The following is a 24,426-nucleotide window of genomic DNA, read 5'->3' on the forward strand; positions in this document are numbered from 1 at the left end:
TTCAACCACACCCCCGCCCGCAGGGCAAAGGTCTTGCCAAGTCAGGGAATGCGTGGTGAGTTTGGCGCATGGCATCCACACGCCTGACCGCAGAAGCGAGGACGCAAGCGCTGGCAGTGCTCGAGGCCAGCGTCAGCCCCTCCGCAGAGCTCGACGTACTGGTGATTGGAGGCGGCGTTACCGGCGCCGGTATCGCCCTGGACGCGGTCACGCGCGGGTTGTCGACCGCCGTCGTCGAGGCGCAGGACTGGGCGCAGGGCACCTCCAGCCGGAGCAGCAAGCTGGTCCACGGCGGTCTGCGCTACCTACAGATGCTCGACTTCGAGCTGGTACACGAGGCGCTCACCGAGCGCGACCTCCTCCTACGGGACCTCGCACCCCACCTGGTGCGGCCGGTCCCGTTCCTGTATCCGCTGGAGCACCGGGTCTGGGAGCGCGCCTACGTCGGCGCCGGCATCGCTATGTACGACATCCTGGCGACGCTCACGCCCGGCCGCCGCCCCATGCCGTTCCACCGGCACCTGAGCAAGAACCAGATGGAGGCCAAGTTCCCGGACCTGGCGCACGACGCCGCCGTCGGCGCCGTCCAGTACTGGGACGCGTCCGTCGACGACGCCCGCCTGGTCGCGACCCTCATCCGGACCGCCGCCAGCTACGGCGCGCACGCCGCGAGCCGCACCCAGGTGGTCAGCCTGACGCAGGGCGCCACGGGAGCGGTGAACGGCGCGGTCCTGGTCGACCTGGAGACCGGCAAGGAGATCACCGTCCGGGCGCGGTCGGTCGTGAACGCGACCGGCGTGTGGACCGAGGAGACCGAGGCTCTGGCAGGTTCGGAGGGCGGGCTGCGTGTGCTCGCCAGCAAGGGCGTGCACCTCGTCGTCCCGCGCGAGCGCATCCGGGGCCACGCGGGGCTGATCCTGCAGACGGAGAAGTCGGTGCTGTTCGTCATCCCGTGGAGCCGGTACTGGATCATCGGGACCACCGACACGCCGTGGAGCCTCGACCCCACGCACCCCGTGGCCACCAGCACCGACATCGACTACGTCCTGGACCACGCCAACGCCGTGCTCGCGCACCCCCTGACGAGGGAAGACATCATCGGCACCTATGCGGGCCTGCGCCCGCTGCTCCAGCCGGGCACCAAGGCCGGCACGAGCAGCGCGAAGGTCAGCCGCGAGCACACCGTCGCCTCGCCGACGCCGGGCCTCACCGTCATCGCGGGTGGCAAGCTCACGACCTACCGGATCATGGCCAAGGACGCCGTCGATTTCGCGATCGGGCAGCGCTCCGCCGCGCTCCCGTCGATCACGCACCAGATCCCGCTCACGGGCGCCGTCGGGCTGCGCGCCGTACAGCGCCAGGCGCGCACGTGGGGCAAGCGGTACGGCTGGGCTCCCCCGCTGCTGGACCACCTGCTGCACCGGTACGGTGCGAACCTCGCCGAGATCGTCGAGCTGTGCGACGCCGATCCCACGCTCGCCCAGCCGCTCGAGCACGCCGCCGCCTACCTGCGTGCCGAGGTGCACTACGCGGTGAGCCACGAGGGCGCCCTCCACCTGGAGGACGTGCTGGCGCACCGCACGCGGCTGGTCTACGAGGTCGCGGACCGCGGCACGGAGGCGGCCGAGGAGGTCGCCGCCGTCGTCGGCCCGCTGCTCGGCTGGGACGCATCGGACGCGGAGCGCGAGATCCGCGCATGGCAGTCGCGGATCGAGGCGGAACGCCACGCCGAGGAAGCGCCGGACGACGAGGCCGCCGAGCGGGCCCGGCTCACCACCCAGGACGTGGCGGCCATGCAGCCGCTCCGAAACTAACCCTCCGAAACCAACGCTCCGAGCCTAAAGGAAACCGCCAACCGAACTACCAGACCGCCGACGGGCCACCCACGAGCCGCCGGGTTCACCTCCGTACGCCGACAGAGTGGTCGGCAGAGAGCGAGTCAGCGATGAACGCATTCACGGACATCATGGTGCCGGAGTTCCTCGGCACCATGATCCTGATCCTCGGCGGTGCCGGGGTCGTGGCCAACGCCATCCTTCCCCGGAACAAGGGCTTCGGCGGCGGCTGGCTGATGATCAACTTCGGGTGGGGTCTGGCGGTCTTCGCCGGCGTGTTCGTGTCGCTGAAGTCCGGCGCGCACATCAACCCGGCCGTAACGCTCGGCATCCTGTCCAGCGGGGCCGAGGAGTTCGCCGAAGGCGTCCCGGCCAACTTCGTCAACATGCTCCTCTACTGGGTCGCGCAGCTTCTCGGTGCCTTCGTGGGCGCCGTCCTCGCGTACCTGACGTACAAGCAGCACTTCGACCTGGAGGCCGAACCGGCCGTCAAGCTCGGCGTCTTCTCCACGGGCCCGGAGATCCGTTCGTACACGTGGAACTTCGTCACCGAGGTCATCGGCACGTTCTTCCTGGTCTTCGTCATCCTGTCGTTCGGTAACTGGCCCGGAGACATGGGGCCTCTCGCCGCGGCGCTCCTCGTGCTCGGTATCGGCGCGAGCCTCGGTGGCCCCACGGGATACGCCATCAACCCGGCCCGTGACTTCGGCCCCCGCATCGCCCACTTCCTCCTGCCCATCCCAGGCAAGGGATCGAGCGACTGGGGCTACTCATGGGTCCCGGTGGTCGGGCCGCTGGTCGGCGGCGCACTGGGCGGCCTGCTGGCCGCGGCCGTCTGAGCCGGCCCGATCCTCAACACACAGACAAGGGAGTCAACACCGATGGCTGACTACGTACTCGCGATCGACCAGGGCACCACGAGCACCAGGGCGATCGTCTTCAACCACTCCGGGACCATCGTGTCCAGCGGCCAGATCGAGCACGACCAGATCTTCCCGAGGGCCGGCTGGGTGGAGCACAAGCCAGAACAGATCTGGGACAACACCCGCGAGGTGGTCGGCCTCGCGCTGACCAGGGCGAACATCAACTACACCGACCTCGCCGCCGTCGGCATCACCAACCAGCGCGAGACCACGGTGGTGTGGGACAAGACGACCGGCAAGCCGGTCTACAACGCGATCGTCTGGCAGGACACGCGCACGCAGGCGATCGTCGACGAGCTCGGCGGCTCCGAGGGCGCGGACAAGTACAAGGCGATCGTGGGCCTCCCGCTCGCCACCTACTTCTCAGGCCCCAAGGTGAAGTGGATCCTCGACAACGTCGAAGGGGCGCGGGAGAAGGCCGAGCGGGGCGACCTCCTGTTCGGCAACACGGACGCATGGGTGCTGTGGAACATGACCGGCGGCCCTGATGGCGGCGTGCACGTCACCGATGTCACCAACGCGTCCCGCACCATGCTCATGGACCTCGACACCCTGTCCTGGCGCGAGGACATCGCCGCGGACATGGGCATCCCGCTGTCGATGCTCCCCGAGATCCGCTCCTCGTCGGAGGTGTACGGAGAGGGGCGCACCAAGGGCATGGTGCCCGGCGTGCCCATCGCGGGCATCCTCGGCGACCAGCAGGCGGCGACGTTCGGCCAGGCGTGCTTCGAGGTCGGTACCGCGAAGAACACTTACGGCACCGGTAACTTCATGCTGCTCAACACGGGCACGGAGAAGGTGCCGTCCGAGCACGGCCTGCTCACCACCGTCTGCTACAAGATCGGCGACGCCGCCCCCATCTACGCGCTCGAGGGTTCGATCGCCGTCACCGGGTCGCTGGTCCAGTGGCTCCGCGACAACCTGGGCCTGTTCACGGACTCGCCCGACGTCGAGTGGCTGGCCCGCAAGGTCGAGGACAACGGCGGCGCGTACTTCGTGCCCGCCTTCTCGGGGCTGTTCGCACCGTACTGGCGACCGGACGCCCGCGGCGCCCTCGTCGGCCTCACCCGGTTCGTCAACCGGAACCACATCGCGCGGGCCGCGCTGGAGGCGACGGCGTACCAGACCCGCGAGGTCATGGACGCCATGCGCGCCGACTCCGGTGTGGAGCTCACCGAGCTCAAGGTCGACGGCGGCATGATCTCCAACGAGCTGCTGATGCAGTTCCAGGCCGACCAGCTCGGTGTTCCCGTCGTCCGCCCCGTCGTCGCGGAGACCACTGCGCTCGGCGCCGCGTACGCGGCGGGCATCGCCGTCGGGTTCTGGAAGGGCGAGTCCGACGTCACCGCGAACTGGGCGGAGGACCGACGGTGGGAGCCGGTCGCCGAGGAGGTCGAGCGGGAGCGGCTGTACCGGAGCTGGAAGAAGGCAGTGACCAAGACGTTCGACTGGGTCGACGAGGACGTGCACTGACCTACCGCTGGCGCAAGGACGCCTCGCTGGTCGAGCTCCTTCGCTGGTCGTGGGTGCGACCAGCGACGGAGCTATGGGGCTAGGAAGCGCCTCGCCGTGTCAACCGCACCTCGGCCGTGCCGAGCTCCAGGATCGCGAGCAGGAGCGCCAGCTTGGTCGGGAAGTAGTGGAAGAACGTGCCCGACCCGATGCCCGCCTGCCGGCAGATCGCAGCAGTCGTGGCGCCGTCGTACCCGTGCTCGGCGAAGACGGTGAGGGCGGCGTCGATGATGACGAGCCTGCGCGCCTCGTGGCGCGCAGGATCAACGGTCCGCGCCACGCACGCCCTCGTCCGCCGACGCCGTCCGGCGCACCTGGATCCGGTCGTCCCGGATGCGCGCCACCAGTCTGAACGCGGCCAGGTCCGCATCGGTGCGGGCGGCGGCGTCCTTCCGTTTTTCGAGCCGACGCCGGAGCACCTCGTGCTCGGCGGCCGTGAAGCCGGGGCGGCCGTCGACCCAGCGCTCGAACTGCTGCTCGTGCAGGTCCGCGTCCCGCCACTTGTAGCGGTGCTGCTCCAGAGCGTCCCGGACCACGGCCTGCGACAGGGTGTCGAAGAGCCGATTAGAGCAACTACTCCACTAATGCAACAGCTCCTCAACCATCCACGGCACACGCTTCTCCAGCGCGCGCCACACCAGCTCGTCGTCCACACCGTCGTAGACGTGGGCTATCAGGTTGCGCATGCCCTTGAGCGCCGGCCATCCGATGTCAGGATGTTGCTCCTTGAACCACTCCGGGAGACGCTCAGCAACCGTCGCGATGTTCAGGACGATGTGCTCACCGAAACCCCTGCTCCGCTCTCCGTCGAACGTCTGGGCCATATAGGCCTCGTGCCCTTCCGAGACCAGCCGGCGCGCCTGCTCCCCGAAACGGGCCAGGTCCGCCAGGTACCGGGCTACCTTCTCGCGGTCGGCCGCACCGTCCCCGCCGGTCGACCCCGCAACGCCGCCCGTCATAGCGGCACCGCCTCGGCCGCCGCACGCGCAGCAGCGGGTCCGCGCGCGTCGTCCGGAACCACGTCCACCTGCACGCCGAGCGCTTCCTCGAGGGCCTCGGTCAGCATCGCCTTGTCGAAGATGTCGAAATCCGGCGGGGTCGTGACCAGCAGGTCGATGTCCGACGCCTCGGTGTCCTCGCCGCGCGCCACGGAGCCGAAGACGCGCGGGTTGGTCACGTGGTACCGACCGAGCACCACTCGGACCTGCTCGAGCGCGTTCTCCAGCAAGATCGAAGGCCGTACCCGGAGGGCAGCATCGATTCGAGCGCGGGTCTCCAGCGCAGGGCTGCGGACGCCCTTCTCGATTGCCGCTATCGCCGGCTGCGAGGTTCCGGATCTCGCCGCCAGCTCACGCTGCGTCATCCCGGCACGCAAGCGCCGGGCGCGCAGATCCCTCCCGTAGCCGCCCATGAACCACAGTATATCGACTTGTGATCAGCCTGCGCGGAGGTCGATGGCCGGAGCACGCCCGGCCGCGCCGGCCGAGCACCGATAGCGTGAGCCTGTGCCTATCAGCTACACCCTTCCCGGCGTCCACATCACCGACCACTCCGTCGACGTCCCGCTCGACTGGTCCCAGCCCGACGGCTCCCCCACGATCTCGGTGTTCGCCCGCGAGCTCGTTGATCCCACCCGCCGTACCGAGGACCTGCCGCTCCTCGTGTTCCTGCAGGGCGGCCCGGGCGGCAAGGGACCGCGACCGACCGGACCCGAGGGCTGGGTCGGCACGGCGCTGAAGCGTTTCCGCGTGGTGCTGCTGGACCAGCGCGGCACCGGGCGGTCCAGCGCCATCCGGGCGGGTGCGCTCACCGCCGTCGGAACGCCCGAGCAGCAGGCCGAGTACCTCACGCACTTCCGCGCCGACAACATCGTGCACGACGCCGAACACGTCCGGAAGACGCTCTTCGGCGGACGGCGCTGGACGTCGCTGGGCCAGTCGTACGGCGGATTCATCACCATGACGTACCTGTCGTTCGCTCCAGAGGGGCTGAACGCGAGCATCGTCACCGGCGGCCTGCCGGGTCTCACGGCGTCGGCCCGGGAGGTGTACGAGCGCACGCAGCCGCGCGTGGTGGCAAAGAACGAGCGGTTCCGCGCGCGCTACCCGCACGTCACGAAGGCCCTCGGGCGCATCGCCGACCGCCTCTCGGACGGCGGGGTGACGGAGCCCGGCGGCGACACGCTCACGACCCGCCGGTTCCAGACGCTCGGCATGGACTTCGGCATGCAGCCCGGCTTCGACCGCGTGCACTGGATCATCGACGAGGCGTTCGACTCCCCGCACGGCGGGCCGCTCAGCGACACGTTCCTCGCCACGGTCGCGGCCGAGACGTCGTTCGCGACGAACCCGATGTACGCGCTGCTGCACGAGTCGATCTACGCCCAGCCCCATACCGGCCCGACGGCTTGGGCGGCCCAGTCCGTGCGCGAGGCCGACCCGGCGTTCAGCGAGGGTGCCCGGCCACTGCTGATGACCGGCGAGATGATCTACCCCTGGATGTTCTCCGAGATCAGCGCCCTGCGGCCGTTCAAGGCCGCGGCGAACGCCCTCGCGGAGCGGCAGCACTGGGGCGACCTGTACGACCTGCACCGCCTCGCGGAGAACGAGGTCCCGGTCGAGGCGGCCGTGTACTTCGACGACATGTTCGTCGACTCGTCCCTCTCGCTCGAGACCGCCCAGCACGTAGGCAACGTCGCGGCGTGGGTCACCAACGAGTTCGAGCACGACGGCCTGCGCCTCGGCGACGTCCTGCCCCGCCTGCTGGAGCGCCTGGACGCCCGGGGCGGCCCGCTCCTCTGAGAGGGGTCAAAGCCCTGTTCCGACCAAGCGTCCGGCTCGGCTGCGATGGTGCCTCGGACGCCGGCGCATCAGCAACGCCTCCGCTACGACCAGCGGAACCGTCCAGCCGAGCCAGTTCGTCAGGGCCATCTCGGTCTGCAGCATCGCGAGCTCGCTGCCCTGGAACCACGTGTCCACCCGGGGCCCGAGGACCGGCATCCACACGAGATGCCACAGGCGGTTCGTGATGATCGACGTCGTGAGCACGTAGCTGCGGACCATCCACTCGCGGTGGTCGTCGAACCGGCGCTGTCGGGCGGCCCGGAACCCGGCCACCGTGCACGACAGCCAGAGCACGGCCAGGAACACGTGGCTCACGGCCGTCATCGGCCCGAACGGCGATGCCGAACCGATGATGCCCGCGAGGATCGACGACGGGATCACACCGCCGAGCACATACACGCGCCCGAGGCGCCGGTGGACCGTCCGGAACCGGCGACGGAACCACGGCCACACCTGGAAGAACCCGGTGGTCATCGCGATCGTCGCGAAGCCGATGTGCGCCACGAGCAGCGCGTAGTGCCCGGGAAAGGTCGAAGGCACCAGGCTCTGCTGGGGGTCCAGGCCCAGGTACCGCGGCAGCGAGAAGGCTAGGAAGGCGAGGATGAGCACGCCCAGCGGGGCGATCCAGGGCCGGCGCCACCACGGGCGACGTCGCCCGGCGGAAGGGCTGGCGGGGCGAGCCGCGGAGCGAGCTACGACAGCGTCTTTGCGCAGGTCAGGAGCCATATGCCGACCATATGGATGAGACTCGGTCGGGCCCAGCCTGCATACCCACTGCCATGAGGTAGGGCCTGCCCTACCCAGGCTTCCGGTGCGGCCGAGCCGGCACCGCCGTCGAACGCAGGATTCAGCGTCGCAGGGCCGGCAGCGACGCCACCACGTACCCCTCGACATCCACCACGTCGCCGCTGGCCAGCTGCGGGTCCCCCGCCGGGACACAAAGAGTGACCTGGAAGCCGTCGGTCTGCACGCGCGCGGCGGTGAAGGCCTGGCCCGTGCTGGAGACGGCGCGCTGCTCCACCGCCAGCACGACTCCGGTCAGGTGGGCGACGGCGTCGGTCGACGCGGCGTACGCCCCGGTGGGCTCGAAGACCAGGCCGGGAACGGCGCCGTCGGCCCGTCCGGTCACCTGTACGGAGTTGCCCAGCACGACGACCGACGCCGGGCCGGTTACCGGCTGCTCCGCGCCCGCGAGCAGCGACAGCTCCTCGAGCTGGCACGCGATCTCGGTGATGACCTCGTCGTGCTGGTTCACGAGCTCGGCCAGCACAAGCCCGCCGTCGATCGCCTGCGGCTCGGAGATGATGGCGCCCGGCGCGGCGTAGAACGTGGGCGTGACCACCCGCACGAGGTCGCCCTCGGTGGTGAGGATCAGGCGGGCACCGGACTCGTCGGTCCAGATGTGCACGCCGACCTCGCCGTCCTTGGCGATGGTCTCCGCCCCGGAGCGGGCAGCCGCGACCATGTCGCGAAAGTCGCTGCGTCGCCAGACGTCCAGTCCGATGCAAGCCAGGTTCGATGCCACGGTTGCCTACGCTAACCCGGCTACGCGCGATGGACCCGACGGAGCGTTATTCGGGCGCGTGCTTGTCCAGGAACGCGTACACCTCGGCGTCGTCCACGCCGGGGAACGCGCCGCGCGGCAGGGCCGCGAGGATCTGCTGGTGCATGCGTCCGGACGGCCAGGCCTCGCCGGACCAGCGCTCGGTGAGCTCGGGAGCCGGGCGCTGGCAGCACGCCGGGTCCGGGCAGGTGGAGACGCGCCGCACCTGTGTGTCCCGCCCGCGGAACCACTTGGCGTGCGCGTACGGCACGCCGACCGTGATGGAGAACGCGCCCGACCCGCCGTCGGGCCCGCCGGCCGGCGACATCGAACCCGTCTGGGTGGAGCACCAGAACGTCCCGGCCGGGGTGTCCGTGTACTGGTAGAACTCGGTGGCGCGGTCGCGCCGTTCGAACGCCTCGCGCGCCGCCCACCGCCGGCAGATCAGCTGTCCCTCGATGGCCCCCGTGACGTCCTGCGGGAACGGCAGGCCGTCGTTCGCGTAGCCGCGGAACAGGGCGCCGTCGGCCCCGACGCGCAGGAAGTGCAGCGGGATGCCGAGGTGGTGCGTTGCGAGGTTGGTGAGCCGCATCGCGGCGGCCTCGTGGGTGATGCCGAAGGCGTCGCGGAAATCCTCGACCGCGAGGTCGCGCTCCCGCTTGCGTGCCTCCAGGAACGGCACGGCCACGAACTGCGGCGCGAGGCAGGCCGCGGCGAAGTACGTGATCTCGACGCGCTGGCGCAGGAACTCGCCGTAGGAGCGCGGCCGGTCGTGCTCGAGCACACGGTGGGCGAGCGCCTGGAGCGCGAGCGACCGCAGCCCGTGGCCGCCCGGGGTCGACGCCGGGGGCAGGTAGATGCGGCCGTTGCGCAGGTCGGTCACGCTGCGGGCGGACCGGGGCAGGTCGTCCACGTGCAGCAGCGTGAAACCCATCTGTTCCGCCATCCGGGCCACCGTCCGGTGCGTCAGCGCGCCGCCCGTGTACCCGGCGGCCTTGACCAGCTGCTCCGCCACCGCCTCGAACTGCGGGTAGTGGTTGTTCCGGGCTTCGCGCTCCAGGCGCAGCTCGGTGTTGGCGCGCCGTGCCTCCTCGGGCGTGGCGATAGCCATCTGCTCGCGCCGCGCCAGCTCCTCGTGCAGGCCCACGAGCTGCTCCAGCACGGGCGTCGGCAGCTTCTGGCTGGGTTTGACGGCAGGCACGCCCAGGGTGGTGAACAGCGGACCGCGCTGCGCCCGGTCGAGCGCGATCTCCAGGGCCGCGCGGCGCGACGGCGGCTCCGCGCTGAGCAGCTCGCTCATCGGCACGCCGAGCGCCTCCGCGATCGACCGGAGGAGCCCGAGCCGCGGTTCGCGCCGCCCGTTCTCCACGAGCGACAGGAGGCTCGGGGCCGAGCCGACCTTCTCGCCGAGCGCGTCCAGCGTGAGTCCCTGCGCGGTGCGCAGGTGCCGGATGCGGCGGCCCAGGGTGATCAGGTCGGTCTCGCCGCCGGTCGTCTCGCTCGAGCTCGGCACGTCCCCCCTCCGTTCTTTCGTGTGATGGCCGTCACCCGGAGGGACCCGGGACAGACCAGTAGGAACCCGCTCCTTCACACTACGTGAAGATCGGCGATTCTTGACAGGCCTAGGACTGGAATTCCGGGCGATCCGCACATGAGAGTGGAAACAAGCCCGCCACCGTGGCCCGCCGCATGACGATCGGAGCGCATATGTCCGTCCTCGCGAACCCCCGCCGAACCCGGCTCGTCGCCGAGCTCGTCTCCGACGTGACCACCGACCAGGGCTCCACCTCCTCGTCCGAGGCGAGCGCGAACGCCGTGCCGGCCGTCGGAGAGCAGGACGTCCGCGCCTGGGTGGCGAGCGTCGCCGAGCTCACGCAGCCCGACGAGATCGTCTGGTGCGACGGCTCCGCCGAGGAGAAGCAGAGCCTGATCGACCAGATGCTGGCCGCGGGCACGCTCGTCGAGCTGAATCAGGAGAAGCGACCCGGCTCGTACCTGGCCCGCTCCAACCCGGCCGACGTCGCCCGCGTCGAGTCGCGCACGTTCATCTGCTCGGAGGCCGAGGAGGACGCCGGCCCCACCAACAACTGGGTGGCCCCGGCCGACATGCGCGCCGAGCTGAAGGACGTCTTCGCGGGCTCGATGAAGGGCCGCACCATGTACGTGGTGCCGTTCTCGATGGGCCCCGTCGGCGGCCCGATCTCGCAGGTGGGCATCGAGATCACCGACTCGCCGTACGTGGTCGTCTCGATGCACGTCATGACGCGCGTCTCGGGCGAGATCGTGAAGCTGATCGACGCCGGGCAGCAGTGGGTCCCGGCGGTGCACTCGGTGGGCGCGCCCCTCGCCGAGGGCGAGGCCGACGTCGCCTGGCCGTGCAGCGACACCAAATACATCGTGCAGTTCCCGGAGACCCGTGAGATCTGGTCGTACGGCTCCGGCTACGGCGGCAACGCCCTGCTCGGCAAGAAGTGCTTCGCGCTGCGCATCGCCTCCGCGATGGCGCGCGACGAGGGCTGGCTCGCCGAGCACATGCTGCTCATCCGCATCACGTCGCCCGAGCAGCGCCAGTACCATCTGGCCGCCGCCTTCCCGAGCGCCTGCGGCAAGACGAACCTCGCGATGCTGCAGCCCACCATCCCGGGCTGGAAGGTCGAGACCCTCGGCGACGACATCGTGTGGATGCGCCCAGGCCCTGACGGCACGCTGCGCGCCATCAACCCCGAGGCGGGCTTCTTCGGCGTCGCGCCGGGCACCGGCATCGACACCAACCCGACCGCCGTGGCGACGTTCGACCGCGACACCATCTTCACCAACGTCGCCCTGACCGACGACGGCGACGTCTGGTGGGAGGGCCTCACCCCCGAGGCGCCGGAGCACCTGATCGACTGGCAGGGCAACGACTGGACGCCCGCCGACGCCGACGAGCGCCCCGCCGCCCACCCCAACTCGCGGTTCACCGTGGCCGCGGCCCAGTGCCCCACGATCGCGGACACCTGGGAGGACCCGGCCGGCGTGCCGGTCGACGCGATCGTGTTCGGCGGCCGCCGCGCCACCAACGTGCCGCTCGTGGCGCAGTCGTTCGGCTGGGAGCACGGCGTGTTCATGGGTGCCACCATCTCCTCGGAGCGCACCGCCGCCGCCGAGGGCGCGCTCGGTGAGCTGCGCCGCGACCCCTTCGCGATGCTCCCGTTCTGCGGCTACAACATGGCCGACCACTGGGCGCACTGGCTGAAGGTCGGTGCGGGCATCGAGGAGTCGAAGCGCCCGAAGATCTTCCAGGTCAACTGGTTCCGCCGGGGCGAGGACGGCCGCTTCCTGTGGCCCGGGTTCGGGGAGAACTCGCGCGTCATCGAGTGGATCGTGGGCCAGGTCGAGGCCGGCCGCGGGCTCCGCGCCGACGCCTCCGTGGCCTCCCCGGTGGGCGGCCTGCCCGCCCCGGGCACGCTGAACCTGGATGGCATCGACGTGTCCGACGCCGATGTGGCGGCCCTCTTCGACGTCCCCGCGGAGCCGTGGCTGGCCGAGGCCGAGCTGACCGAAGAGTTCTTCGCCCAGTTCGGCGACCACACGCCCGCCGCCCTGCACGCCCAGCTGGGCGCCCTCCGGGAGCGCCTGGCCCAGTAGCTTCGGTCGGCCGACGGCGCGACTCTTTCGGGTGGCTACCCGTCGCGCCGTCGGCCGTCCGAACAGGTTTCCCCGGCCGGGTTATTGAGGCATCCCGGCCGGGGGATCTCTTTTTGTGTCCGCGGATCAGCCGCAGAGCCCGTGGACCGTGGTCGTTCGCGTCTGGCCACGCCAGTCGATCGAACCCCGCGCGGAGACGCAGACCCCGCGGACGCCGCCGACCGAGGCCGGGCCGGTCCGGTAGCGATAGTCGCCGCCCACGGAGGACGAGCTGCTCGAGCTCCAGACGCGCACCTGCGTGTAGGCCCACCTCCCCCAGGTCGAGCCGGTGTGCGCCGTCACGGCGCACTTGGTGCCGGTGCTGCGGTTGTAGAACACGTTCAGCCAAGCGATCTTGTAGCCGTTCAGCTTGATGGGCTTGTGCACGATGCGGTTCCCGGGACACGGGGCGGCCATCGGCGCGGCCGGTGCTTCCGGCGCCGCGACTACCGTCGGGGTCGCCGGTGCTGCCACGGTCGCCGGTGCTGCCCCCGCCGGCACCGCCGCTGCCGCGCTGACCGGCAGCACCAGCGTGAATGCCGTAGCCAGCGCCATCGCCCGCTTGCCCCACGGCCTCCGAAGTGCGGTGATCATGTCTGCCTCCTTCGATCGACACGCGTGCCGATCGCACGCGCGGCTCACCGTAGTGACGGCGTCCCGGGACCCCTCCCGGGCCGGCGCGCTGACGCGACCGCGCGAGGCCGCCGAGTCAGTACCGCATCCCCATCAGCCCGCGGACGTCGTCCAGCGTGCGGTCCGCAATCTCGTTCGCCCGCGCGTTGCCGCGGGCGAGCAGCTCGTCAAGGTGGCGCGGACCCGCGGAGGCCAGCTCCCGCCGTCGGGCACGGATGGGGGAAAGGCCCTCCACCACCGTCTCCGTGACCACTGCCTTGAGCCGTCCCGCGCCTGCCGGGCCCACCTCTTCCGCGAGCGCCTCGGGCGACGTCCCGGCGAAGTACGCGCCGATCTGCAGCAGGTTCGCGATCTCGGGCCGCCGCTGCGGCTCGTAGGTGATCACGCGCTCGGCGTCGGTCTTCGCGCGCCGGAAGAACGCCGCGGTCTCGTCGTCGGAGGCGCGCAGCTCCAGCGCGTTCCCCCGCGACTTGGACATCTTGGCGCCGTCATCGCCGAGGATGGTGGTCGACGGTGTGACGAGCGCGTCCGGCTCGGGGAAGTACGGCTGCGCCGCCGCGTACCTCTGGTTGAAGCGGCGAGCGACGGTGCGGGTCATCTCCAGGTGCGGCAGCTGGTCGGCGCCGACGGGCACGAGGTTGCCGTGGCAGAACAGGATGTCGGCGGCCTGGTGCACGGGGTAGGTGAGGAGCAGGCCGGAGATGCCGCGCTGCTGCCGCCGCAGGGCGGCCTCCGCCTCGGCCTTCACCGTGGGGTTGCGTTCCAGCTCGGCGACCGTGACCAGCGACAGGAACGGCAGCAGCAGCTGGTTCAGCGCGGGCACCGCCGAGTGCGTGAAGACGGTGCTGCGCTCGGGGTCCAGCCCGGCCGCGAGATAGTCGAGCAGCACCTCGCGGACGGTGGCGGGCAGGTTCCCGGTTTCGTCCCGGTCGGTGATGACCTGGTAGTCGGCGACGATGAGGAACACCTCGACGCCCAGGTCCTGCAGTCGCACGCGGTTCGCGACGGTCGCGAGCAGGTGCCCCAGATGCAGGGCGCCGGTGGGACGGTCCCCGGTCAGGACGCGGTACTCCCCAGGTTTCTGGGCGATCAGGCCCTCCAGGACGGCGCTGCGTTCGCGCGCCGCCGTGGCGGAGCGGGTGATGGTGCCCGCCTCGCGTGGCTCGGCCGACGTCGGCGGAGTGGCGTCGGGCTTCGTGGTCACGGACATGTGGGTCTCCTTGGGTTTGGAGCAGCCCGCGCACGGCGTCGGGCACAGAAAAGTCCCGGGCTGCGGCGAGCAGCTCGGGACTTCTGTGCGGTGGGCGCGTCAGGTCACGGCTGCGAGTGCAGCCGCCACCAGCTCAGCCCGTGCGTCATGGGGCGACCGTAGCACCGAGCCCAGGCCTGGGTGAACGCTGCCGTGCGAGATGACAGCCCAGGCCATCGACATCCCGGTCCTGGTCGCCCACGGCGACGAACGACCAGATCGTCCCGATCGCCGAACTGTGGCGAGAATGGACCCGTGCCGCACCAGCCTGACGCCTCCGCGCTGCCCGAGTCCCCGCTCGTCCACGTCGTGTACTTCGAGCCCCGCATCCCCGGCAACACCGGTTCCGCGATCCGGCTAGCGGCCGTCACGGGCGCCCGGCTGCACCTGGTGGAGCCGCTCGGCTTCGACCTGTCGGAGGCCAAGCTGAAGCGCGCGGGCCTCGACTACCACGACCTCGCCGTCATGGACGTGCACCCGTCGCTCGACGCGGCGCTCGACGCACTGCCGGAGGCGCGGGTCTTCGCGTTCACCACCCGCGCGACCACCCGCTACACCGACGTCGAGTATCTGCCGGGCGACATCCTGCTGTTCGGGCCAGAACCGACCGGCCTGCCACCCGAGGCGCTCGCCCACCTGCGCGTCACCGAGGAGCTGCGGATCCCCATGCTGCCCGGGCGCCGGTCGCTCAACCTGACGAACGCGGCGTCGATAGCGGTCTACGAGGTGTGGCGCCAGATTGGCTTCGCCGAGGGGGCGTAACGGAGCGACGATCGCAGCCGACGCTACCTCTGGCACCGTATCCGGGCCTGGCAGAGCACCACGCGCGTCACGACAGAAGCCAGGACGCCGACCGGCGCAGGAGCTCCTGGTGCCCCGCCGAGGCGAACGAGCGGGCGTCGTGGCCAAGCGCCGAGTACACGCTGCGGCCGCCGTGCGCCTCGTTGACCCACAGCACGGGCTGCGCGGCGCCGTCGTCGTCCGGCGTGGTGCCGAGGACTCGCGCTCCCGGGGTCACCCGGAGGCGGCAGTACCGCTCGTCGAACGCCTCGACGTCGGGCAGGCCGTCAGTGACCGGATGGCCCTCGGTCACCTCGAACCGCGCCGGACCGATCGGCGGATGCATCGACTCGCCGGGCACCCACCGCCCGCCGAGCACGGCCGGCCACTCCGGCGCGTCGTAGAAGGTGTTCGCGGCCTGGTGCAGGCCGAGCACCGCACCCCCGGCCCGCGCCCACTGCGCCAGCCGGGTGTGGAAGCTGAGCCAGTCGTCGTCGGACCCGTCGAAGTCCGCGTCCCGGCGGCCCGAGCCGCCGTTGACCACCAGGAGGCCGACGGAGTCCAGGTCGTCCAGCGCGTCGCGGAACAGCCCTCGCACCTCGACGGCGCCCAGGTCGCCGAGGATGCCCGCCACCAGGTGCGACGTCGCCGCGTGGTCGTGCCAGGGGTCCTCGTAGCGCCCGCGGCCGGAAAGAATGAGGATGCGACGCTGCGTCATGCGCCCGATCCTGCCACGGCGCCTGCCCGGGCAGCCAAGCGCCCCATCCCTAAGGGACCACCAGCACCTTTCCCCGCGCCTCGCCGGACTCCAGCCGGCGGAACGCCTCTATCGCGTCGTCGAGCCGGTAGCGCCGGTCGATCCGCGGGCGTACCGATCCGGACGCGATGAGCCCGCTCAGCTCGTCCAGGTCGGGCCGCTGGTTCGGCCGCCAGAAGAAGGCCCCCATCCTCGTCCCGGTCAGCCTGCCAACCACGGGCCCGAGCAGCGCCTTCTCCGCGAAGGAGCCGATCCCCCGCACGATCGGCACGTACCGACCGCCCCGGGCGAGGCACCGGGGGAATGCCAGCACGGACCGCGTGTCGGCGATGTCCAGGACGACGTCGAACCGCCGCCCGCCGCGCGTCACGTCCTCCCGGGTGTAGTCGATCACGTGGTCCGCGCCCAGCTCCCGGAGAAGATCGAGCTTGTCGCCGTGGTCGACGGCCGTCACCTCGGCTCCCCGGGCCTTCGCCATCTGCACCGCGAACGGCCCCACGCAGCCACCAGCCCCGTTGATCAGCACTCGCTCGCCCGGCCGGATCGGACCGGCGAAACGCAGGCCCTGCAGGGCGAGCGACCCGGAGTGTGGCGCGGTGGCGGCGTCGTCGAACGACACGGCCTCGGGAAGCGGGGACAGGGCCGAGGCCGGGGCGCACACCAGGTCGGCGAGCGAGCCGTGTCCCAGGTCGAACAGGTCCGCCCAGACGCGGTCGCCCGGCCGAAGACCGGTCACCCCTGGGCCGACCTCCTCGACGGTCCCGGCGACGTCGACCCCTACCCGGCGGTTGGCCGGCCGCACCAGTCCGGTTGCGATGCGGGAAAGGCGCGGGCGGCCCAGCAGGTGATCGAGGTCCGCCATGTTCAGCGAGGCGGCCGCGACCCGGACCACCACCTCGCCCGCGCCCGGGACGGGCGGCTCGACCGTGGCGACCCGCAGGACGTCGACCGGACCGTACTCGTCCCGGACCACCGCCCTCACGTGGTGCCACCTGATACGACGGGAGCGCGCTCCAGCACGAGGAAGTCGGTGACACCGAAGAGGCGCGCGACCAGGCGGTCCCGAGCGGAAAGGTGAGGCAGCGCCTCGTCCGGGCCCACGATCTGCGGGGCAACGTGATGCGTCTGCCCGGCGACCCGCAGCTCAGCCGAGCCCGCCGCACGCACGTTCCGCAGCCAGTCCACGGCGGGTCCGTAGGGGAGGTAGACGAGGAAGTCGTCACCCTTGGGGTAGACCCCGATCGGGGTGGAGTACGGCGTCCCCGACTTGCGCCCCACGTGCCGGATCACCGCAGTGGAGGAGCCGGACTCCCCGGCGTCCCGCATCGCCGCGCGATTGGTGACCCGGTTGAAGCGACGGATGATGGCAAGCCCCCGCTGGTTCTTGGTGCGCATCGTCACCACGAGCGCCCCGAACCAGACGAGTCCCAGGGCCACGAGCCCCGCGACTACCCACAGAATCCAGACCCACATGACGTCCCGCCTTCCGAAGGAGGCTTACAACGTAAGCCTTACGCCGTAAGGTAGGCCCGTGAGCCGGGCCCGTCAAGGGTTCGGCCGACGTAGGATCGCGACATCATGACTTCCTCGCAGACAGCAGGCACGGCACCACGGAGCGCCCTGACCCGCGCCCGGGTGCTCGAGTCGGCGGTCGTGCTGGCCGACCGGGACGGCCTCGGGGCGCTCACGATGCGCAGCCTGGCCCGCGAGCTGGGGATCGAGGCGATGTCGCTCTATCACCACGTCGCCAACAAGGAAGACCTGCTGGACGGAGTGGTCGACGTCGTCGCGGCGGAGATCCAGGACGCCGTCGGCCGGCTGGATACCCAGGCCGACGACGCACCCAAGTCCGCCTGGAAGCCCGCTATGCGCCGGCAGATCCTCACGTCGCGCGCGGTGCTGCTCCGCCATCCCTGGGCGTCGACCGTGCTGGAGAGCCGGACCTCATTCAGCCTGCACATCGTCCGGTACTTCGACTCGCTCATCGGGCTGATGCGGCGCGGCGGCTTCTCGTACGACCTGGTCCACCACGCCCTGCACGCCCTGGGCAGCCGCGCGCTCGGGTTCTCGCAGGAGCTCTTCGAGCCGGACGGCGCGGCGGCGGGTTCGGCGGCCGGCGGCGGCGCCGAGGAGGGTGCCGACGACGCCGCTACCGCGATGCTCATGCAGATGGCCGAGCAGGTGCCCCACATGATCGAGATGCTCGCGGAGATCAGCCACGAGGGCCCGGAGTCCACCCTGGGCTGGTGCGACGACCAGACCGAGTTCGAGTTCGGCCTCGACATCATCCTCGACGGGCTCGACCGGCTGGCCGAGCGCGAGCAGCACTGACCGGGCCGCCGTTTCGCGCTCGAGGCGGGCGGCGTGGGCGAGCGCCTCGCTCCTCAGCGCTCACCGTGCGCTGCACTTCCGGCGCAGCTGGCTCAGCCGAGCTGCTGCGCCAGGGGCTCGATCGCCGCGATCTCGTCCTCGGTGAGGGGGCCCGCCGCGAGCGCCGCGACGTTGTCCTCGAGCTGCGCGACCGACGACGCACCGATCAGCGCGGAGGTCACGCGCGCGTCCCGCAGCACCCAGGCGAGCGCGAGCTGCGCGAGCGTCTGGCCCCTGCCGGCGGCGATCTCGTTGAGCGCCTTGGCGCGGCTCAGGTAGTCCTCGGTGAGCGCGCCGGAGGAGAGGAACGGCGAGTCGGTGCGGGCGGCCCTGGAGCCCGCTGGCGCCGCACCCGTGAGGTACTTGCTGGTCAGCAGGCCCTGCTGCAGCGGGGAGAACACGATGGTGCCGACCCCGAGCTCGCCGACGACGTCGAGCAGCGACTCGGTCTGCTCGCCGTCGTACGCGTCCTGGTGAGCAGGGTTCTCGATGTGCCGGTTCAGCATCGAGTAGGACGGCTGGTGGATGAGCAGCGGGACGCCCAGGTCGCCGAGGATGCGCGCGGCCTCGCGCGTCCGCTCCGCTGAGTAGTTGGAGACGCCCACGTACAGCGCCTTGCCCTGCTGGACCGCCGACGCGAGGGCGCCCATGGTCTCCTCGAGCGGAGTCGAGGGGTCCGGCCGGTGGTGGTAGAAGACGTCGACGTAGTCGACCCCCATCCGGGTGAGCGACTGGTTCAGGGACGCGATGAGGTACTTGCGTGACCCGTGGTCGCCGTACGGACCGGGCCACATGTCGTAGCCGGCCTTCGTCGAGAGGATGAGCTCGTCGCGGTAGGGCTTCAGGTCGGCGGCGAGGTGCCGCCCGAAGTTCTCCTCCGCCGACCCGTACGGCGGGCCGTAGTTGTTCGCCAGGTCGAAGTGCGTCACGCCAAGGTCGAACGCGCGGCGCAGCACCGCGCGCTGGGTCTCGAACGAGTCGGTACCGCCGAAGTTGTGCCACAGGCCCAGCGACAGCGCAGGGAGGTCAAGGCCGGAACGGCCGGTGCGGCGGTAGGTCATGGTGTCGTAACGGTCCTCGGCTGCGAGGTACCGGGATGCGAGAGGCATGCGGCAATCGTGGCACGGGCTCGACGGCTCTTGGTTGTGGGCGTGATCGTTGCGCCTAAAGCGGGCGCGAAGTCGCAACGATCGCGCCCACAACCAGAAGTCAGGTGACCGCGCCCATGTGCCAGGGGATGAACTCCTCGGCGCCGATCTCCAGCTCCTCGCTGACCGTCTGCTCGCCGGAGGCGACGGCGAGGATCCGGTCGAAGATCTGCCGGCCCACCTCGGCGACCGTCGCGGTGCCGTCGACGACGACGCCCGCGTTGATGTCCATGTCCTCCGACATCACCGAGTACATCGGGGTGTTCGTCGCCACCTTGATGGACGGCGTCGGGCGGCACCCGAAGACCGAGCCGCGGCCGGTCGTGAACACGACGACGTTCGCGCCGCCCGCCACCAGGCCCGTCACCGACACCGGGTCGTAGCCCGGGGTGTCCATGAACCCGAAGCCGCGTTCCGTGATGGGCTCGGCGTACTCGTAGACCGCGGCGAGGTCGGCCTGGCCGCCCTTGGCGACTGCCCCGAGCGACTTCTCCAGGATCGTCGTGAGCCCGCCGGCCTTGTTGCCCGGCGACGGGTTGTTGTCCAGCGTGCCGCCGCCCGCCGCGACGTAGCCGCGCCACCAGTCGATGCGGTCCAGCAGGCGCTGTGCCACCTCCGGCTTCACCGCACGGGCGGTCAGCAGGTGCTCGGCGCCGTACACCTCGGGGGTCTCCGCCAGCACGGACGTGCCCCCGTAGGCGACCAGGCGGTCCGAGGCCCAGCCCAGCGCCGGGTTGGCGGTGATCCCGGAGTAGCCGTCCGACCCGCCGCAGTTCAGCGCGAGCACCAGCTCGGACACGTCGCACTCGACGCGCTCGCGGGCGTTCACCTGCGGCAGCATCTCGCGGACGTCGGCGACGCCGGCCCGCACCGAGGCGCGCACGCCACCGGCTTCCTGGATGGTCAGCGAGCGGACCACCGTGTCATCCGGGATGGCAGCCAGCAGCCCGGACCGAGTGCTGTCGGGAGCGCCGACCGTGGGCATGCCCAGGTCGGCGACCCGGCCGGAGCGGGCCGACAGCGCCGCACCCGGCACCATCTCGCAGCCCAGGCCCAGCACCAGCAGCCCGGCGACGTTCGGGTGGGCCGCATACCCGCGCAGGGTGCGCAGCAGGATCTGGCCGCCCTCGGAGTCCGGGACCAGGCCGCAGCCCGACGTATGGGTGAGGGCGATGACGCCGTCTACGTTCTGGAACTCGTCCAGGGCAGCGCCGCGGAACTGGTCGGCGATCATCTTCGCCGTCGAGGCCGAGCAGTTCACGCTCGTCAGGATCGCGATGAAGTTGCGGGTGCCGACCCGCCCGTCGGCCCGGCGGTAACCGCGGAAGGTGGGGCGGGCGCCGTCGGGCAGCGGGAGCTCCGTGTGTGCGCCGCCGAGGGGCGCGTCGCGCGCGCCCTCCTCGAACCCGAGGTTGTGGGCGTGCACGTGGTCGCCGGGCGCGATGTCGGCGGTGGCCACCCCGATGACCTGCCCGTACTTGTGGACCTCCGCGCCCGCGGGTACGGCCCGGAGCGCGATCTTGTGCCCCCGCGGCACGGGCTGCCCGACGGCGACCGGGCCGGCCCCGGAGGCCGAGGCGGTATCGCCCGGGCTCAGGTCACGGGTAGCGACGGCGACGTCGTCACCCTCCCGAAGCACGAGCAGACCGACCTCTGACACCGCGGCACCTCTTCCTGTGAAGCGTTTCATCCTCCTGATGCGCCGAGGTAGAACTGTGGCGAGATAGAACTCCAGCCTGCCGGAGTTCTATCTCGCCCGGGTTCTATCTCGCCACAGTTCTACTTCGGCAGCCCGGGCGTCAGCCCGCTGTGGCCGCGTTCACCTCTTCGATGAACTGGGTCGCGGCCTCCTCCGGGGTGATGCGGTCGAAGAGCACCTCGGTGTTGACGCGCTCCATGATGTCGGCGAGCTCGGCGGAACCGTGCGGCGGCACCGGCGGGTTGTCGACGATCTCGCCCTCGATCTCCGCCATGAAGTCGGCCACCTTCTGGTCGGTCGGCGACAGGCCGTCCAGGATCGCCTCGCGCACCTCGGTGTTCGCCGGCAGCCCGCGGTCGGTCAGCATGATGTCCGCCGCCTCCTGCGAGTTCAGCATGAAGTCCACGAACTTCGCGGAGGCCTGGGGGTATGCCGTGTCCGCCGAGACCGAGTAGAACATCGCCGGCTTGTAGTACGTGCCGGTGCGCTCGCCGGCGGACTCGCCCGGCATCCGCAGCAGCTCGAGGTCGTGGCCGGACGCTTCCGACAGCGCACCGAGCTGGTTGGTCCACCAGGCGCCCATGGCGCCCTGGTTGGTGCCGAGCAGGCTGCCCTCAGGGCCGGCCGCCTGGTACTCCACGGTGCGTGCGGCGTCCGGCTGCCCGCCGCCCTCCAGCAGGTCGAGGGAGACCTGGAAGAAGTCGGCCACGGTCTCCGCGGAGACGCCGAGCTCACCCTCCGGCGTGAACAGGACCTCGCCGCGCTGGCGGGCCATCACGCTGAGGCCGGCCTCGTTGAAGCCGTAGTCCTGCGTGCCCCAGGTGCCCTCTCCGGCGCCCTCCGACACGGCGTTCGCCGTGGTGACGTAGTCCTCCCACGTCCACGTGGTGTCGTCCGGCAGCTCGACGCCGGCGTCGGCGAAGATCTCCGGGTCGGCGACGATCGCATAGGCGTTGATGCCGGTCGGGATGCCGTACTGCGTCCCGTCGATCTGGCCGCCGGCCAGCACGCCGTCGTCCACCTTCGACGTGTCGATCTCGAGCGTGCCCAGGTCGGCGAGCACGTTCTTGGTCGAGTAGTCGGAGATGTAGCGCTCCTCCTGGGTGATGACGTCCGGGGTGTCGCCGGCCGCCACCGAGGTGGCGAGCTTGTCCCAGTAGCCGTCCCAGTCGGTGAAGTCGGGGACCACCGTGATGTCGGGGTTCTCGGCCTCGAACGCCTCGATGATCTTCTGCGTGGACTCGTGGCGGCTGTCGGAGCCCCACCACGCGAACCGGATCTCGCAGGGGCACTCCTCGGCGGCAGCCGGCGACTCGTCGCCGCCGCCCCCGCCGATGCCCGAGTCGCCGCTCCCGCAGGCCGCGAGGGTCAGCGCCACGGCAGCGATGCCCGCGGCCGAGGCGGCGAGCCGCTTGCCGTGCCTCGTCCGTAGTCCGTTGGTGCTCATGTGTTTCTCCTTCGGTGACGTTGACGTCGTTGTCGCATCGCGGGCGGAGCTACTTGATTCCGGTGGTCGCAATGCCCTTGACCAGGTACTTCTGTCCGAACAGGAAGGCGATGAAAACGGGTATCAGCGACACGATCGACATCGCGAAGAGCGATCCCCACGAGCTCTCGCCCGTGGAGTCGACGAACGTGCGCAGTGCGATCGGCACGGTGTACATCTCGGGCCGGGTCAGGAAGATCAGCTGGCTGAAGAAGTCGTTCCAGGTCCAGATGAACGTGAAGATCGCCGTGGTGGCGAGGGCCGGCAGGGACAGCGGCAGCATGATCTGCAGGTAGATGCGCAGGTGGTTGGCGCCGTCGATGGTCGCCGCCTCGTCCAGCTCGCGGGGGATCCCCCGGAAGAACTGGACCATCAGGAAGATGAAGAAGGCGTCGGTGGCAAGGAGCTTCGGCACGATCAACGGCAGGAACGTGTTGATCCACTCGAGCTGGGAGAACAGCACGTACTGCGGCACGATCACCACGTGGATCGGCAGCATGATCGACATCAGCATGACGGCGAACCACAGCCGCTTTCCCCGGAACTCGAGCCGCGCGAACGCGTAGGCCGCCAGGGAGCACGACAGCAGGTTGCCGAGCAGCGACCCGAGCACCACGATCGCCGAGTTGATCAGGTAGTGGCTGAACGGGTGCAGCAGGGCGTTCCACCCGTCCGTGTAGTTGGACAGGTCGATGTCGGTGGGGATGAGGCCAGGCTCGCGGAAGATCAGCGCGTTCGGCTTGAACGAGCTCGCGACCATCCAGAGCAGCGGATACAGCATCACGAAGCCGAAGGCGATGAGGCCGGCGTGCTTGAGCACGCTGCCGATCCTGGCTCGCAGGTGCCGGCCGCGTGGCCGGACGGTTGGGCGGCGGTCCTCGGTACCGGGTCGGCTGTCACCGTCCGACAGCGGTCGCACCGCCGTCGTCGTCCCGGTCCGTGTGGGCGTGGAGGCGTCAGTCATCGTAGAAGACCCAGTACTTGGAGGCGAGGAAGTTGACGACCGTCATGCCGCCGATGATCAGCAGGAGGAACCAGGCCATCGCCGAGGCGTAGCCCATGTCCAGGGAGCCGAACCCCTTGAGGTAGAGGTACAGCGTGTACAGCAGCGTCGAGTCGGACGGGCCGCCGTTGCCGCCGCTCACCACGAACGCTCTGGTGAAGGACTGGAACGCCTCGATGAGCTGCAGCACCAGGTTGAAGAAGATGATCGGCGTCAGCAGCGGGAGCGTGATGGACCGGAACTGCCGGAACCTGCTCGCGCCGTCGATCGAGGCCGCCTCGTAGTACATCTGCGGGATCTGCCGCAGGCCGGCCAGGAAGATCACCATCGGTGCGCCGAACGTCCAGACGTTGAGCGCCATGAGCGTGCCGAGCGCGTAGTCCGGGTGCGAGACCCAGCCCTGACCCTGCACCCCGAAGAGCGCCAGGACCTGGTTGACCAGGCCGTCCGCGCCGAAGATCTGGCGCCACAGGATCGCGATGGCCACCGAACCGCCGAGCAGCGACGGCAGGTAGTACACGGACCGGTAGAGGGCCAGCCCTCGCATGCCCTTGTCGAGCAGCAGCGCCAGGCCGAGGGCCGCGGCGAGCTGCAGCGGCACCGACACGAACACGTAGGTGAACGTGACGGCGAGGGAGTTGAGAAACCGCGGGTCGTCGAACATCCGCGTGTAGTTCTCGAGGCCCACCCACTGCGCCGGCGAGAGCAGGTCGTAGTCCGTGAAGGACAGGTACAGCGACGCACCCATCGGCCCGGCCGTGATGAGGGCGAGCCCCACGAACCACGGGGCGAGGAAGAACAGCGCCCAGCGTCCGTCGCCCTTCCTGCGCGGGCTGACGTTCTGCTTGCTGCGGGAGATCTCCTGGATCACTGACACGGGTTCACCCCCGCGCGGCTGGGCGGGGGCTCGGACCGCCAAGGTCCGGGCTCGCGGTTCGGGTGGTGCATCGGGTTGTCCTCCCGGATCGTCGTCGATCCC

The 24,426-nt window shown here is 70.5% G+C and carries 24 protein-coding genes; 7 read left to right on the plus strand and 17 right to left on the minus strand.

Going from position 1 to position 24,426, the window contains the following annotated elements; all coding sequences use genetic code 11:
• Nucleotides 1-68 precede the first annotated feature (68 nt).
• The 3 genes from IE250_RS06305 to glpK all read left to right on the plus strand — a co-directional run bounded on the left by IE250_RS06305 (nt 69) and on the right by glpK (nt 4,231).
• Nucleotides 69-1,814, plus strand: coding sequence for a glycerol-3-phosphate dehydrogenase/oxidase (locus tag IE250_RS06305; RefSeq protein ID WP_189668458.1), 1,746 nt, complete (start codon nt 69-71; stop codon nt 1,812-1,814).
• A gap of 131 nt (nt 1,815-1,945) precedes the next feature.
• Nucleotides 1,946-2,674, plus strand: coding sequence for an MIP/aquaporin family protein (locus IE250_RS06310; protein WP_189668459.1), 729 nt, complete (start codon nt 1,946-1,948; stop codon nt 2,672-2,674).
• Nucleotides 2,675-2,716: 42 nt separating this feature from the next.
• Nucleotides 2,717-4,231: a glycerol kinase GlpK gene (gene glpK, locus IE250_RS06315; RefSeq protein WP_189668460.1), complete on the plus strand. Its 1,515-nt coding sequence runs from the start codon at nt 2,717-2,719 to the stop codon at nt 4,229-4,231.
• A gap of 79 nt (nt 4,232-4,310) precedes the next feature.
• Here the strand turns inward: glpK and IE250_RS06320 are convergent, their stop codons facing one another.
• From IE250_RS06320 to IE250_RS06335, 4 genes are read right to left on the minus strand one after another with little or no spacing between them, the layout of a single operon-like run.
• Entirely contained in the window at nt 4,311-4,550 is a 240-nt protein-coding gene (locus IE250_RS06320; protein WP_229872205.1) for a TetR/AcrR family transcriptional regulator, read from the minus strand.
• Complete coding sequence (locus IE250_RS06325) at nt 4,534-4,806, minus strand: CysS/YqeB C-terminal domain-containing protein (RefSeq protein WP_189668461.1); 273 nt, start codon at nt 4,804-4,806, stop codon at nt 4,534-4,536. Before IE250_RS06325 ends, IE250_RS06320 begins: the two co-directional genes overlap by 17 nt.
• 45 nt (nt 4,807-4,851) lie before the next feature.
• Nucleotides 4,852-5,229, minus strand: a complete 378-nt coding sequence (locus tag IE250_RS06330) for a HepT-like ribonuclease domain-containing protein (RefSeq protein ID WP_189668462.1) — start codon at nt 5,227-5,229, stop codon at nt 4,852-4,854.
• The gene (locus tag IE250_RS06335; protein ID WP_189668463.1) at nt 5,226-5,681 is read right to left on the minus strand and encodes a helix-turn-helix domain-containing protein; all 456 of its coding nucleotides are present in this window, start codon (nt 5,679-5,681) and stop codon (nt 5,226-5,228) included. Before IE250_RS06335 ends, IE250_RS06330 begins: the two co-directional genes overlap by 4 nt.
• A gap of 94 nt (nt 5,682-5,775) precedes the next feature.
• Here IE250_RS06335 and IE250_RS06340 point away from each other — a divergent pair, with 94 nt between their 5' ends.
• A complete protein-coding gene (locus IE250_RS06340; RefSeq protein ID WP_189668464.1) occupies nt 5,776-7,071 on the plus strand; it encodes an alpha/beta fold hydrolase in 1,296 nt (431 codons plus the stop codon).
• 6 nt (nt 7,072-7,077) lie between these two features.
• Here IE250_RS06340 and IE250_RS06345 read toward each other — a convergent pair whose 3' ends face one another.
• From IE250_RS06345 to IE250_RS06355, 3 genes are all read right to left on the minus strand, one after another.
• Nucleotides 7,078-7,839: a DUF2306 domain-containing protein gene (locus IE250_RS06345; protein WP_189668465.1), complete on the minus strand. Its 762-nt coding sequence runs from the start codon at nt 7,837-7,839 to the stop codon at nt 7,078-7,080.
• 121 nt (nt 7,840-7,960) lie between these two features.
• The gene (locus IE250_RS06350; protein ID WP_189668466.1) at nt 7,961-8,638 is read right to left on the minus strand and encodes a hypothetical protein; all 678 of its coding nucleotides are present in this window, start codon (nt 8,636-8,638) and stop codon (nt 7,961-7,963) included.
• Between the two features lie 46 nt (nt 8,639-8,684).
• Nucleotides 8,685-10,169 (minus strand): XRE family transcriptional regulator, encoded by a 1,485-nt coding sequence (locus IE250_RS06355; protein ID WP_189668467.1) that lies wholly within the window; start codon nt 10,167-10,169, stop codon nt 8,685-8,687.
• A 194-nt stretch (nt 10,170-10,363) separates the two neighbouring features.
• On the opposite strand from IE250_RS06355, the gene IE250_RS06360 reads away from it, so the two are divergent.
• Complete coding sequence (locus IE250_RS06360; RefSeq protein ID WP_189668468.1) at nt 10,364-12,283, plus strand: phosphoenolpyruvate carboxykinase (GTP); 1,920 nt, start codon at nt 10,364-10,366, stop codon at nt 12,281-12,283.
• Nucleotides 12,284-12,409: 126 nt separating this feature from the next.
• Here the strand turns inward: IE250_RS06360 and IE250_RS06365 are convergent, their stop codons facing one another.
• Both IE250_RS06365 and trpS read right to left on the minus strand, forming a co-directional pair.
• Nucleotides 12,410-12,916 carry a hypothetical protein gene (locus tag IE250_RS06365; protein WP_189668469.1) on the minus strand — a complete coding sequence of 169 codons (507 nt, stop codon included), beginning with the start codon at nt 12,914-12,916 and terminating at the stop codon, nt 12,410-12,412.
• Nucleotides 12,917-13,031: 115 nt separating this feature from the next.
• Complete coding sequence (gene trpS, locus IE250_RS06370) at nt 13,032-14,165, minus strand: tryptophan--tRNA ligase (RefSeq protein WP_189668470.1); 1,134 nt, start codon at nt 14,163-14,165, stop codon at nt 13,032-13,034.
• Nucleotides 14,166-14,486: 321 nt separating this feature from the next.
• Between trpS and IE250_RS06375 the strand changes: the two genes are divergently transcribed.
• Nucleotides 14,487-14,966, plus strand: coding sequence for a tRNA (cytidine(34)-2'-O)-methyltransferase (locus IE250_RS06375; protein WP_189669112.1), 480 nt, complete (start codon nt 14,487-14,489; stop codon nt 14,964-14,966).
• A 67-nt stretch (nt 14,967-15,033) separates the two neighbouring features.
• On the opposite strand, the gene IE250_RS06380 is transcribed toward IE250_RS06375, so the two are convergent.
• From IE250_RS06380 to IE250_RS06390, 3 genes are read right to left on the minus strand one after another with little or no spacing between them, the layout of a single operon-like run.
• On the minus strand, nt 15,034-15,702 hold the full coding sequence (locus IE250_RS06380) for a ThuA domain-containing protein (RefSeq protein ID WP_189668471.1): 669 nt from the start codon (nt 15,700-15,702) through the stop codon (nt 15,034-15,036).
• 49 nt (nt 15,703-15,751) lie between these two features.
• Nucleotides 15,752-16,723, minus strand: a complete 972-nt coding sequence (locus IE250_RS06385) for an NAD(P)-dependent alcohol dehydrogenase (protein WP_189668472.1) — start codon at nt 16,721-16,723, stop codon at nt 15,752-15,754.
• Entirely contained in the window at nt 16,720-17,214 is a 495-nt protein-coding gene (locus tag IE250_RS06390; RefSeq protein ID WP_189668473.1) for a nitroreductase family deazaflavin-dependent oxidoreductase, read from the minus strand. Before IE250_RS06390 ends, IE250_RS06385 begins: the two co-directional genes overlap by 4 nt.
• 105 nt (nt 17,215-17,319) lie before the next feature.
• Here IE250_RS06390 and IE250_RS06395 point away from each other — a divergent pair, with 105 nt between their 5' ends.
• Entirely contained in the window at nt 17,320-18,072 is a 753-nt protein-coding gene (locus tag IE250_RS06395; RefSeq protein ID WP_189668474.1) for a TetR/AcrR family transcriptional regulator, read from the plus strand.
• 92 nt (nt 18,073-18,164) lie between these two features.
• Here the strand turns inward: IE250_RS06395 and IE250_RS06400 are convergent, their stop codons facing one another.
• The 5 genes from IE250_RS06400 to IE250_RS06420 all read right to left on the minus strand — a co-directional run bounded on the left by IE250_RS06400 (nt 18,165) and on the right by IE250_RS06420 (nt 24,324).
• Nucleotides 18,165-19,220, minus strand: coding sequence for an aldo/keto reductase (locus tag IE250_RS06400; protein ID WP_189668475.1), 1,056 nt, complete (start codon nt 19,218-19,220; stop codon nt 18,165-18,167).
• A 100-nt stretch (nt 19,221-19,320) separates the two neighbouring features.
• Entirely contained in the window at nt 19,321-20,919 is a 1,599-nt protein-coding gene (locus tag IE250_RS06405; protein WP_373301606.1) for a UxaA family hydrolase, read from the minus strand.
• A 139-nt stretch (nt 20,920-21,058) separates the two neighbouring features.
• A complete protein-coding gene (locus tag IE250_RS06410; RefSeq protein ID WP_189668477.1) occupies nt 21,059-22,405 on the minus strand; it encodes an ABC transporter substrate-binding protein in 1,347 nt (448 codons plus the stop codon).
• Between the two features lie 49 nt (nt 22,406-22,454).
• Nucleotides 22,455-23,408, minus strand: a complete 954-nt coding sequence (locus IE250_RS06415; protein ID WP_373301607.1) for a carbohydrate ABC transporter permease — start codon at nt 23,406-23,408, stop codon at nt 22,455-22,457.
• Nucleotides 23,401-24,324, minus strand: coding sequence for a carbohydrate ABC transporter permease (locus IE250_RS06420; protein WP_189668478.1), 924 nt, complete (start codon nt 24,322-24,324; stop codon nt 23,401-23,403). Before IE250_RS06420 ends, IE250_RS06415 begins: the two co-directional genes overlap by 8 nt.
• Nucleotides 24,325-24,426: the final 102 nt, after the last annotated feature.

This window comes from Promicromonospora soli, assembly GCF_014653785.1.
GTDB classification, from domain to species: Bacteria; Actinomycetota; Actinomycetes; order Actinomycetales; family Cellulomonadaceae; genus Promicromonospora; species Promicromonospora soli.